We start from the raw sequence: 12,777 nt of genomic DNA, 5'->3' as shown, positions 1-12,777 counted from the left end.
GTCATCGACAGGCTTTTATTTATTCAGGCATGGGCCACGGGAGTTGGATGTTCGCCCGCTTTGCGCAGCAGCATCAGGAGATAAATAAACGACACGCTGGCAATCATGATAAACAGCAGGTTGTCAGAATAATTCTGCATCAGCATGGCCGTCAACGTCGGCCCCAGTAAACTGCCGATGGTATAACTCAGGAGCAGCGCCTGGTTCATTGCCACCAGCTGATGATGTTCAACTTTCTCGCAAGCCCAGGCCATGGCTACCGGATAGAGAGTGAAGCCCGCCGCCCCCAGAATAAACAGCGCTGGCGCCATTGCAGCGCTGCTGAGCATCGCGAGGCAACCCATGATCACCACAAAGACCTGAACGCGCAGCACCAGCAGGCGGCCAAAGCGATCGGCAAGACGACCAATCGGCCATTGCCCGACGATCCCCGCACTGACCATAACCGCCATCCAGAAACCGATCCCGGAATCGCTGACGCCCTGATGGTTCAAATACAGTGGCATCAGGCCATAAAGCGAACCCAGCACTATCCCGGAAATGATACAGCCATTAACTCCCAGACGCGCCTGACGCAGCCTCAGCATCGGCCAGACATGGGTCACTTCCTGGTGTTCGCTCTGCTGGTTAACAATGCGGGTAAAGAGCAACGGCAGAACAGCGGCCAGGATCATGCCAGTCACCCACGGCAGGACGCTCATCAGGTCGGTTGGCAGTTTACTGACCATCAGTTGCCCAAGCACGGTTCCAACGTAGTAAACCATCATATATGCCGCCAGCAGGCGACCACGGTTGCGCGACGTGCCGCTACACATCAGGGCACTTTCAACCACCACCCAGATCATTGCGCAGCCCACACCCGCGATAAAACGCCAGACCATCCAGCTCCAGAATCCCACCATCAGGCCTAACCCGGCGCACCCGGCGGCAAAAATCAGCGATGCCAGATAATAGCTACGGTTAAAACCAACGCGCTTAATCAGGCTCCCTGTTACCAGCGTTCCCAGAAGGTTACCTGTAAAAAAGGACGAGCTAACCATGCCCACCTGCCAGGTTGGTAAGTTTTCATGGGCGAGCCAAAGCGGGACGAGGGTGTTTAACACCGCAATCGCCAGCGTCAGCAAAAGCAGGCCACAGAGCAGCAGGAGCACTGGGCGGGTATAGGTGGACATGGATTAAAAACCGTGAGGAAGTTCAGATTTCGTGCGCATCATGCCACTGGCAAAAACAAAGTCAATCCACCGATTCAGGGCGCTCGCACAATATGTGCACTGTCGATTTAAAAAACTAATCCTGCTAATGCAATGCCTGCTATCGATACAAACTATCTAATTGTTTTTATTTACCAATATCCGGAATTAAAACCAAAAGACAGTCGAAAAATTTCATGATTGAAAACAAAAAAGCCGGGCACTCTGTCCCGGCTTTATATAACAAAAAAACAGCGTTAACTTGCTATGGACATACCAACCGTCATATGCAGGCCATAGAACACACCACGGCCGATCAGCTCACCTGCCAGCACCAGAACAAAGGCCAGAGACAACAACGGTACCGCAGGCTGATAACCCTTAAGCTGAGGCACAATCCAGCACACCAGCGCCACCGCCAGCAACACCACGCGCCAGGCCATCAGCGAGCCGTAATCAGGCACCAATGCAGATGCTTGTTGAATAGAGCTGTGGATCGTTGCAAGCTCTGCCCCTTGCATCAGGGCTACGATGGCACTCACCACCAGTGCCAGGAGTGAAACCGCCGGCAGTAAACGCATCGCCCAGCCGTCTACACCCGCCACACGCAGCAGCAGGAAACCCAACAGCGGCCCACCGATGAACATCGTCAGGAAGAAGCTCATTGGCGTCCAGACGCTATACCAGGTTGGAACGGTGTCGATGGTGTTATAAACCCGCACCATCATCCACACGAACACCACACCCAGAACCATCGTGATGATTAGCCACAGGCTACGTAATCCTGAAGGTAGCTTTTTCAGTGCCACCAGCAACCAGCCCAGCCCGCCCACAGCAAAGAAAATGGCGCCACTGGCAATTTCGTTACTGAGTGATGATGCACCCACGCGGTTCAGGGAATTAAACGCCCGCATCGGTGAACCCAGGTGCAAGGTTGAGGCGATAAAGCCAATCCCCATTAGCACCCACAGACCAAACATGCTCAGTACTAAACGCTGTTGCTGTTCAGTATTCAGATTGCCTTTTAACAACGCCAGGGCGAGCACGATAAAACCACCCGCAACGCACTGCCCAAAGACCGTGAAGATCATCAGCGGCCATTCATGCCATCCACTTCCCATCTCACACCTCCTTCGGATTTGCCAGGTAGCCGGTGGTATCACCCGTCGGGCGGCTGTTGGCGTTAGGTTTAATCACAATGCTCGGCCTGGTGAAGTGCGCTGACGGCAATGGTGCTACCGCCGCAAGCTGGCCGTGTTTTTGGCGCAACTCTTCAATCGGGCCAAAGTCCAGCGCGCGCAGCGGACAGGATTCCACGCAAATAGGCTTTTTGCCGTCGGCCACGCGAGTGTAGCAACCGTCGCACTTGGTCATATGGCCTTTGGCGGCATTGTACTGCGGCGCACCATACGGGCAGGCCATGTGGCAGTAGCGGCAGCCGATACAGACATCTTCATCCACCACCACAAAACCGTCGTCACGCTTGTGCATCGCCCCGCTCGGACACACTTTGGTGCAGGCCGGATCTTCGCAGTGGTTGCAGGCAATCGACAGGTAGTAGGCGAATACGTTCTGATGCCAGACGCCGTTATCCTCCTGCCAGTCGCCACCGGCGTATTCGTAAATACGGCGGAAGCTGACATCCGGGGTTAAGTCTTTATAATCCTTACAGGCCAGTTCGCAGGTCTTGCAACCGGTGCAGCGGCTGGAATCAATATAAAATCCATACTGGGTTGTCATCGGTTACTCCTTACACCTTTTCAACCTGAACAAGGTTTGTGTGGGACGGATTACCCTTCGCCAGCGGCGATGGGCGCTGCGTGGTCAGTACGTTAATACTGCCAGCCTGGTCGATGCGATTTGCATCCGGGTTGTACCAGGCCCCTTCCCCCAACGCGACAACGCCAGGCATCATACGCGGTGTAACTTTGGCTTCGATATGCACTTCGCCACGACCGTTAAAGATACGCACGCGATCGCCGTTTGAAATGCCGCGCGCTTTCGCATCCATCGGGTTGATCCACATTTCCTGACGACAGGATGCTTTCAGTACATCAACGTTGCCGTAAGTCGAGTGAACCCGCGCTTTGTAATGGAAGCCCGTCAACTGCAACGGGAATTTCGCGGTCAGCGGATCGTTGTAGTTTTCGAAACCTGGCGTATAAATTGGCAGTGGATCAATAACATCCCCTTCCGGCAGCTCCCAGCTGGATGCAATTTTTGCCAGTTCTTCAGAGTAGATTTCGATTTTGCCCGATGGGGTGGTCAGCGGATTGGCATGAGGATCGTCGCGGAATGCCTTATAAGCAACATGATGCCCTTCCGGGTCGCGCTGCTTGTACATACCCTGCTGACGGAAGGTATCAAAGTCCGGTAGATCAGGGATTGCTTTGCGTGAAAGTTCATGCAGATGACGCATCCATCCTTCCTGAGTGCGCCCTTCGGTGAACTGCTGCTCAACGCCAAGACGCTTCGCCAGTTCAGACGTCATCTGATAGATGGTTTTGCACTCGAAACGCGGTTTAATCGCCTGATCGGTAAAGATAACGTAGGACATGTTGCCGCAGGAGGCATCCAGCGCGAAGTCCATCTGCTCTGATGCGGTGCAATCCGGCAGAATGATATCGGCATATTTCGCCGACGAGGTCATGTGGCAGTCGATGACCACAATCATCTCGCACTTCTTATCATCCTGAAGGATCTCATGAGTACGGTTGATCTCAGAATGCTGGTTAATCAGACAGTTACCAGCATAGTTCCAGATCATCTTAATCGGGACATCCAGTTTATCTTTACCGCGCACACCGTCGCGCAATGCCGTCATTTCCGGGCCGCGTTCAATCGCATCGGTCCACATAAACATGGAAATACTGGTCTGTACCGGGTTGTCCAGGGTCGGCATACGTTCAAATGGCACTTCATAAGAGCCTTCGCGCGCGCCCGTGTTACCCCCATTGATACCTACGTTGCCCGTCAGAATAGAGAGCATTGAAATGGCACGGGTGGCGATTTCACCGTTCGCATGACGCTGCGGCCCCCAGCCCTGGCTGATATAAGCCGGTTTCGCCGAACCAATTTCACGCGCCAGCTGAACAATACGTTCTACCGGAATACCGGTGATCGTGGATGCCCACAGAGGCGTTTTTGCCACGCCGTCACTACCCTGGCCAAGGATATACGCTTTGTAATGCCCGTTAGCAGGGGCACTGGCTGGCAGGGTTTTCTCGTCGTAACCGACGCAATATTTATCAAGGAAAGGCTGATCAACGAGGTTTTCAGTGATCATCACCCATGCCAGCGCGCTTACCAGTGCGGCATCGGTACCCGGACGGATAGGGATCCACTCATCTTCACGTCCGGCACCGGTATCGGTGTAACGCGGATCGACGATGATCATGCGGGCATTAGATTTAGCACGAGCCTGCTCAAGATAGTACGTCACCCCGCCGCCGCTCATGCGGGTTTCACCCGGGTTGTTACCGAACAGCACCACAAGTTTGCTGTTTTCGATATCAGACGGACTGTTGCCATCTGCCCAGCCACCGTAAGTGTAATTCAGCCCTGCCGCGATCTGCGCGGAAGAGTAGTCGCCGTAGTGATTGAGATAACCGCCGCAGCAGTTCATCAGGCGTGCAACCAGCGTTTTTCCTGGCGGCCAGGAGCGGGTCATGGTGCCGCCGAGCGTACCTGTACCGTAGTTCAGGTAGATAGATTCGTTACCGAACTCTTTAATCAAACGCTGCATGTTGGTCGCGATGATGTCGTAGGCTTCGTCCCAGCTAATGCGCTCGAACTTTCCTTCCCCGCGTTTTCCCACGCGTTTCATCGGGTACTTGAGGCGATCCGGGTTATAGACGCGGCGGCGCATTGAGCGGCCACGTAAACAGGCGCGAACCTGATGTAACCCGTCATAGTTATCGTCGCCGGTGTTATCTGTTTCGACATATTTGATTTCGCCATCCACCACATGCATCCGCAGCGGACAACGGCTACCACAGTTAACAGTACAGGCGCTCCACACCATTTTTTCCGGGGCTGATGCCGGGGACAGCGCATCCGCTGCCGACACCATACGAGAAAAAGGCAGAGTTAACGCACTGCTGGCAACAGCCAGACCGCCTATTGCCGTGGTTTTCATCAACCCACGGCGAGTGACCTCGGCAGCCAGTAAAGCATCAGGCGCTTTGATTTTCATAAAGACTCACTTTGGTTGCTCACAAATAAAAGAGATACGGTAAAAATCGCTATGTAGTGATATTTATAACGAATTTCTCCGTTATTAGTTTTTTATGCTGACTTTCATTTGGAGGAGTATTACTACTTTAGAGGGAGGCGTTATTGTTTCGCGTCAAAGCAGGGGCATAAAAAAAGCGCCCTTAGGCGCTTTCTTAATTTAAGACAAATTAGCCGATGTACTGCTGGCCTTTCATATACGGACGCAGCACTTCCGGGATCTCAATACGACCATCAGCCTGCTGGTAGTTTTCCAGCACGGCAACCAGGGTACGACCCACAGCCAGGCCAGAGCCGTTCAGGGTATGGACCAGACGGGTTTTCTTGTCTGATTTGCTGCGGCAGCGAGCCTGCATACGGCGAGCCTGGAAATCCCAGACGTTAGAGCACGATGAGATCTCACGGTAAGTGTTCTGTGCAGGAACCCAGACTTCCAGGTCGAAGGTTTTGCAGGCACCAAAGCCCATATCACCCGTACACAGCGCCATACGACGGTACGGCAGACCCAGCAACTCCAGCACTTTCTCAGCGTGGCCAGTCATTTCTTCCAGCGCGTCCATGGACTCTTCAGGACGTACGATCTGCACCATCTCAACTTTGTCGAACTGGTGCATACGGATCAGACCACGGGTATCACGACCGTAAGAACCTGCTTCAGAACGGAAGCACGGAGAGTGTGCTGTCAGTTTAATTGGCAGGTCGTCTTCGTCGATGATCTCATCACGCACGAGGTTGGTCAGCGGCACTTCAGCGGTCGGGATCAGCGCGTAGTTGCTGCTGTCTGCTTCTTCGTCCAGAGGGCGAGTGTGGAACAGATCGCCGGCAAATTTCGGCAGCTGGCCGGTACCGTACAGCGTATCGTGGTTGACCAGATACGGTACGTAGGTTTCGCTGTAGCCGTGCTGCTCAGTGTGCAGATCCAGCATGAACTGCGCCAGCGCACGGTGCAGGTGAGCAATCTGCCCCTTCATCACAACAAAGCGAGAACCCGTCAGCTTAACTGCGGCTGCAAAGTCCAGGCCTGCGTGCATTTCACCCAGAGTGACGTGATCGCGAACCTCGAAGTCGAACTCGCGAGGTGTACCCCAGCGTTTCACTTCGACGTTGTCGTTTTCGTCTTTGCCGACAGGTACGCTGTCGTCAGGAATGTTCGGGATCGCCAGCGCGATATCACGGATCTCGGTCTGAAGAACGTCCAGATCAGCTTTAGCCTGATCCAGCTCTTCACCCAGTTTGTTTACTTCCAGGCGTAATGGCTCAATGTCTTCCCCGCGTGCTTTCGCCTGGCCGATGGATTTCGATCGAGAGTTACGCTCTGCCTGCAGATTTTCAGTTTGTACCTGCAGAACTTTACGACGCTCTTCAAGAGCGCGCAGCTTATCTACATCCAGCTTAAAGCCCCGGCGTGCCAGTTTTTCAGCGACTGCGTCTGGCTCATTACGCAGCAGATTGGGATCGAGCATGCTTATCCTGTGCTTATCGAATTAAAATAGGAAAATGTGACCACAGCCTGCGGCCACAAGGATACTACGCCAACATTACCGCAACGATTGAACTAACGGTAGCGTTTTATAGGGCTATTTTGATCCTGTCCGGCGAGCCAGGCGAGCTTTTCGCCAATCTTGCCTTCAAGACCTCTGTTTGTGGGGTGATAATAGCGGGTTTGTGCCATCTCCTGCGGAAAATATTCCTCTCCGGCGGCATAGGCATTGGGTTCGTCGTGGGCATATCGGTACTCCTGCCCGTAACCCATCTCTTTCATCAGTTTGGTCGGCGCGTTGCGCAGATGAACCGGTACATCATAGTCCGGGCGTTCACGCGCATCCGCCATCGCCGCTTTAAACGCGGTATAGACGGCATTACTTTTCGGCGCGCAGGCCAGGTAAACAATCGCCTGCGCGATTGCGCGCTCCCCTTCCGCAGGCCCCACGCGGGTAAAGCAATCCCAGGCTGAAATCGCAACCTGCATCCCGCGAGGATCGGCATTACCGACATCTTCCGATGCAATAGCCAGGCAGCGGCGAGCAACATACAGTGGATCGCCACCAGCGCTAATGATCCGTGCATACCAGTACAGCGCTGCATCCGGTGCGCTGCCTCGCACCGACTTGTGCAGGGCCGAGATCAGATCGTAAAAACGATCACCTTTGTTATCGAAACGCGCACTGCGTTCACCGGCAATTTCGGTGAGCAGTTCATGTTTCAGTACACGCTTACCGGAATCATCCACTTCGGCCATATCAGCCATCATTTCCAGCGTATTTAAGGCACGGCGCGCATCCCCATTGACCAGCTCCGCGATCGCAAGCCGCGTCTCGTCTGGCAGCACGATATCCTGCCCGCCATAACCACGTGCCTTGTCCTCCATCGCCTGAGTGAGAACCTTTTCGATATCGTCAGTTGTCAGCGATTTGAGCAGATAAACACGTGCACGGGAAAGCAGTGCCGAGTTCAGTTCAAAGGAGGGGTTTTCGGTCGTCGCGCCAATAAAGAAAATGGTGCCATCTTCAATGTGCGGCAGGAACGCATCCTGCTGGCTCTTATTGAAACGGTGGACTTCATCGACAAAGAGGATAGTGCGGCGTCCAGCATTGCGGTTCTGCCTTGCACGCTCGATAGCTTCGCGGATCTCCTTCACGCCGGAGGTCACTGCGGAAATGCGTTCAACATCAGCGTTCGCATAGCGGGCGATCACTTCTGCGAGTGTCGTTTTACCCGTACCTGGTGGCCCCCACAGGATCATGGAGTGCAGATGCCCTGCTTCGATGGCACGCGGCAACGGCTTACCCGCAGCCAACAGATGCTGTTGACCGATGTACTGCGCTAAATTTTCTGGCCGCATACGGGCGGCCAGAGGTTGAAACGCATTATCTGAAAAATCGAGCGACAGGTTGCTCACTCACGCCTCTTACTTATTGCGTTGGTCGTCCACCGTTACGCCCTGCGGCGGGGTAAAGGTGAATTTCGATGCATCGACAGCGCCGTTTTGCTGGGATTTGAGCTGGTAGCTGCTACGCTGATCGTCCTGCTCAACCGCACCAAACTGATTAATGGTTCCGTTGGTGCTTACGTTAATGGTGAACTGTTTCAGGTTACCGTTGCTGCCTTTCGGCGTCAGAACAAACTCATCACCATTCTGTTTGATGTTGTACTGCTGCCAGTCACTGGACTGGTTACGTGCAATCAGCATAAACGGGGTATTACTGGTGGCATCTTTCAGCCAGGTCGCAGTTGCCTGCTCAACAAACGGGTTGAAAAACCACAAGGTTTTACCGTCTGACACCAGAATGCTTTCATCCGGCTGCGTCATGTGCCAGTTAAACAGATTCGGGCGTTTTACCCACAAATCCCCCTGACCTTCCTGCACCGCATTACCGCTGCCGTCAGTCACTTTTTGGGTGAAGCTGGCGTGGAAGCTGCTCACTTTATCCAGTCGGCTTTTAAGGTCGCTGGCTGCATCAGCCCAGACGCTGCTGGCAACAAAACTGGTCAGTAATGCACAGGCGATTGCGAATTTTTTCATTGTTATTCCTTAAAATACGTCATCCCGATATGGGGTTCTGTCATCTATTGTGAACCTGCCCGCAGGCAGGCGACAGAAGAAAATGCTTAATTTTTGCTGATTTACCCTTCTTTGCAATCGGTGAAGGGTCAATCAAACGGCGGCGGAGCCAGCACCTCACGGTTACCGTTATGGCCCTGCTCGCTCACGATGCCCTGTGCTTCCATCTGCTCGATGATTCGGGCTGCGCGGTTGTAGCCAATACGGAACTGACGCTGTACCCCAGAAATGGACGCTTTACGTTTCTCAGTCACGAAGTTAACCGCCTGATCGAATAACGGATCCAGCTCTTCGCCACCGTCAAAGCCACCGCCACCACCTTCGCTTTCAGTGTCAGAGGTAATACCATCCACGTACTGTGGGCGACCACGCGCTTTCCAGTCCTGAACGACCGCGTGAACTTCCTCATCGCGGACGAATGCACCGTGGACACGCACCGGAGAGGTGGAGTTCGGGCCTGAATACAGCATATCACCCATACCCAAAAGCGACTCTGCGCCGCCCTGGTCGAGGATGGTACGCGAGTCAATTTTACTCGATACGGTAAACGCGATACGCGTAGGGATGTTAGCTTTAATCAGACCGGTGATGACGTCCACGGATGGACGCTGCGTTGCCAGTACAAGGTGAATACCGGCCGCACGTGCTTTCTGCGCCAGACGGGCAATCAGCTCTTCGACTTTCTTGCCGACGGTCATCATCAGGTCAGCGAATTCGTCTACCAGCACGACAATATAAGGCAGTTTTTCCAGCACCGGATGCTGGGCATCCATACTGTCACCCGGCTTCCAGTAAGGATCCGGAATTGGGCGCCCCATACGAACTGCTTCCGCGATCTTGTCGTTATAACCGGCCAGGTTACGTACGCCCAGTGCCGACATTAACTTATAGCGACGCTCCATCTCATTAACGCTCCAGCGCAGGGCGTTAGCAGCGTCTTTCATGTCGGTGACCACTTCAGTCAGCAGATGCGGGATACCTTCATAAACAGAGAGTTCCAGCATTTTCGGGTCGATCATGATGAAACGCACATCTTCCGGCTGCGCTTTGTAGAGCATACTCAGGATCATGGCGTTCACACCGACCGACTTACCCGAGCCCGTCGTACCCGCAACCAGCAGGTGTGGCATTTTTGCGAGGTCGGCCACCACAGGATCGCCTGCGATGTCTTTGCCCAGCACCACACTCAACGGCGATGGATTCTCGCGGAACTTGGCGTTATCCAACACTTCACGCAGATAGACGGTCTGGCGTTTCTTATTTGGCAGCTCCAGGCCGACATAAGGTTTACCCGGGATAACTTCCACCACACGCACCGCAACGGTCGACAACGAGCGAGCCAGGTCACGGGACAGGTTAGAAATTCTCGCGGCTTTAACACCTGGCGCCAGGTTTAGTTCGAAACGGGTAATAACCGGACCTGGGGAATAATTCACCACGTCCGCCTTAATGCGGAAATCAGCCAGACGCGCTTCCACAAGACGCGCCATCTGCTCCAGTGCAAAGGTATCCACCGGTTCAACTTCAGACGGAGGCGGCGTTAACAGATCCAGCGACGGCAGCGGCGTACTTGGGCGTTGCAGCGGACGGCTATCACCATTGCGCATCAGCAGCGGGTGAATCAGGCTTTCCTTCGGCTGTGCCGCTGGCTGCTGGAACTGCGGCGCGTGCTGAGGCTGTTGCGGCTGCGCATAAGCCTGTGGCGCTGGCTGCTGCACGTGCGGCGCAGGTGCAGGCTGCTGGTGCGCAGTTTGCGTTTCAGGCATCACACCTGGGGTGAATAAAGGTTCGCTCGGGCCATCATCAACCAAATCTTTCATTGGCGAGAATTCGAAGTCAGATAACGAGAACGGATTCGCTCCCGTAGGCTGCTCACCGGAATAGCGCTGCTGCTGAGTGGCAGCAAACTGGCGCGCTAACTCTGCTTCGGCAACGTCGTCTTCATCCTCTTCATGAACATGAGTCGGGCGGGCTTCATGTTGATACTCTTCGCCATAACGCTGCTGCTGTTGTGCGGCAAACTGACGCCCCAGCTCATCCTGCTGCATCTCATCGGCGTCATCTTCGTACTCAGATTCACGCGCTTTCTCCTCAGCCATACGCTGAGAAGGTAATTTGATGCCATAGGACGCCAGCTCACGGCGGGTAGGAACACGCACGCGATTAGGACGAGGAAGCTGCGGGCCAATACCCTCTTTCACCTGTGGACGCGGCGCGCCACCAGATGCAAGGCTAAAGACAGGCGAAGCAACTGCCGCCGCCGCGGTAGCGTGCTTCACACTTTCCGCCACTGGCGCAACAACAGGTGTTGGGTCAACTGGCGGAACAGTAACGGAAGGAGCCCTGGTCACAGGTTCTTGCTTCGGTTCCGGTACGGGCTGATACCAGGCAGCCAGCTGTTCGCGCTCACGCGCTCGGCGTTCTTCAACTTCTTCAAAATAGTACATTGGTGGGCGAGTCGGTTTGACCTCTTCCACTTCAACTTGCGGTTCAGCGTCAGGCTGAGCAGGCTCAACCGCAACCGGGACACAGTCCTGATAAGGCTGAGACACCGGCGCTTCATACTCCGCGTACGGCTGCGGCGCGTATTCCGGTTCCGGCTGGTATGGCTGCTGCCACTGTTCCTGCGGCTGTGCTGGCGCATAGCTTTGCGGTTCAGGGGCAATAACCGGCTGATGTGCAGGGATTGCAGGCGCGTCTTGCCACTCAACCGCAGGTTGCTGGGTAAGAGGCTCTGGCTCATACACCGGCGCGGAAGGCATGACTGCCTCAACAGGCGCAGCATAGGCCTGAGCGGCTGTCGTTGCCGCAGCTGCCGCCGCGACAGGTTCGCTAACAGAATGACCATTTAACAACGGGTCGTATTCGTCGTAATCACCTGGAGTGGCGCGGCTGCCAGAGAAGAGCACATCATCAGGGTCAACGTGGGCACCCGCAGCACGGTATTCAACCTGCTCGTCGTCATCCATGCGTTTGCCGGAGAAGAGCGCAGCATCTGTTTTGCGTCCTAACGGATTAGCAAATTTTTCTGCCACACGTTTGCGGCGCGCCAGCGCGCCACGCAGAATACGCGCGCGGCGAGATTCGCGATGCGGAGCTGAAGCGGTATCCTCTTCGTCCTCATCTTCGTATTCGTATTCGTCTTCATCTACCCACGTATCATCACGACGAGTACGGTTGCTGGCAAACGTCAAAATAGTAAGGATCAGACTGCCGAGTTTTTCGGCAATGCTCACCCATGACCAACCGGTAAACAGAGTTAATCCCGCAGCCCAGATACAGAGCAGCGTAATGGTGCCTCCACTGCTATGCAGCATCGGTTGCAGCGCGGTGCTCAGCAAACTGCCAATCACTCCACCGGAAGCGAAATACCAGATATCGTCGGCATTAATCGCCGCCAACCCGCAGGAGGTCAGGATCAGTGCCAGAGCACCAATCAGGCGCAGCGAAACCGCGAAATAATCGATGTATTCGTCGTTCTGACGATGACGCCAGGCAAACCAGCAGCCACCGATGATGATCACCGGGATGGTATAGGCCATGACACCGAAGATGAAAAACAGGGTGTCCGCAAGCCAGGCGCCGGGCGTGCCACCTAAATTATGGATAGGCTCATGCCATGCGGTTTGCGACCAGCTCGGATCTGAGGGGTTGAAACTGAGTAAGGCTGCCATCAGCCAGACGGCAAAAAGGGCAATAACAATCAGCAACGCCTCAAGGAGTCGACGTCCGCTGCTTAGCTTCGATAGTGTGACTTCTTTGTCTTCAGTATATTCCTGGCTCAAGAAAGGC

General features: G+C 54.5%; 8 protein-coding genes. All 8 read right to left on the bottom strand.

What is annotated here, in order from left to right; genetic code table 11:
• Window positions 1-23: 23 nt before the first annotated feature.
• The 8 genes from HV107_RS18110 to HV107_RS18075 all read right to left on the bottom strand — a co-directional run bounded on the left by HV107_RS18110 (window position 24) and on the right by HV107_RS18075 (window position 12,770).
• Entirely contained in the window at window positions 24-1,172 is a 1,149-nt protein-coding gene (locus HV107_RS18110; protein WP_182060228.1) for an MFS transporter, read from the bottom strand.
• Window positions 1,173-1,447: 275 nt separating this feature from the next.
• Window positions 1,448-2,311: a dimethyl sulfoxide reductase anchor subunit family protein gene (locus HV107_RS18105; protein ID WP_182060227.1), complete on the bottom strand. Its 864-nt coding sequence runs from the start codon at window positions 2,309-2,311 to the stop codon at window positions 1,448-1,450.
• A gap of 1 nt (window position 2,312) precedes the next feature.
• Window positions 2,313-2,930, bottom strand: a complete 618-nt coding sequence (locus tag HV107_RS18100; protein WP_182060226.1) for a DMSO/selenate family reductase complex B subunit — start codon at window positions 2,928-2,930, stop codon at window positions 2,313-2,315.
• Between the two features lie 10 nt (window positions 2,931-2,940).
• On the bottom strand, window positions 2,941-5,385 hold the full coding sequence (dmsA, locus tag HV107_RS18095; RefSeq protein WP_182060225.1) for a dimethylsulfoxide reductase subunit A: 2,445 nt from the start codon (window positions 5,383-5,385) through the stop codon (window positions 2,941-2,943).
• Window positions 5,386-5,593: 208 nt separating this feature from the next.
• Window positions 5,594-6,886, bottom strand: a complete 1,293-nt coding sequence (gene serS / locus HV107_RS18090; RefSeq protein WP_182060224.1) for a serine--tRNA ligase — start codon at window positions 6,884-6,886, stop codon at window positions 5,594-5,596.
• 92 nt (window positions 6,887-6,978) lie between these two features.
• Window positions 6,979-8,322: a replication-associated recombination protein RarA gene (gene rarA / locus HV107_RS18085; protein WP_182060223.1), complete on the bottom strand. Its 1,344-nt coding sequence runs from the start codon at window positions 8,320-8,322 to the stop codon at window positions 6,979-6,981.
• A gap of 9 nt (window positions 8,323-8,331) precedes the next feature.
• Window positions 8,332-8,946, bottom strand: coding sequence for an outer membrane lipoprotein chaperone LolA (gene lolA, locus HV107_RS18080; RefSeq protein WP_014069567.1), 615 nt, complete (start codon window positions 8,944-8,946; stop codon window positions 8,332-8,334).
• A gap of 128 nt (window positions 8,947-9,074) precedes the next feature.
• Window positions 9,075-12,770 (bottom strand): DNA translocase FtsK 4TM domain-containing protein, encoded by a 3,696-nt coding sequence (locus HV107_RS18075; protein ID WP_182060222.1) that lies wholly within the window; start codon window positions 12,768-12,770, stop codon window positions 9,075-9,077.
• Window positions 12,771-12,777 lie beyond the last annotated feature (7 nt).

The organism is Enterobacter sp. RHBSTW-00175 (genome assembly GCF_013927005.1).
GTDB lineage: Bacteria > Pseudomonadota > Gammaproteobacteria > Enterobacterales > Enterobacteriaceae > Enterobacter.
This window is presented reverse-complemented; position numbering and strand designations above follow the sequence as displayed.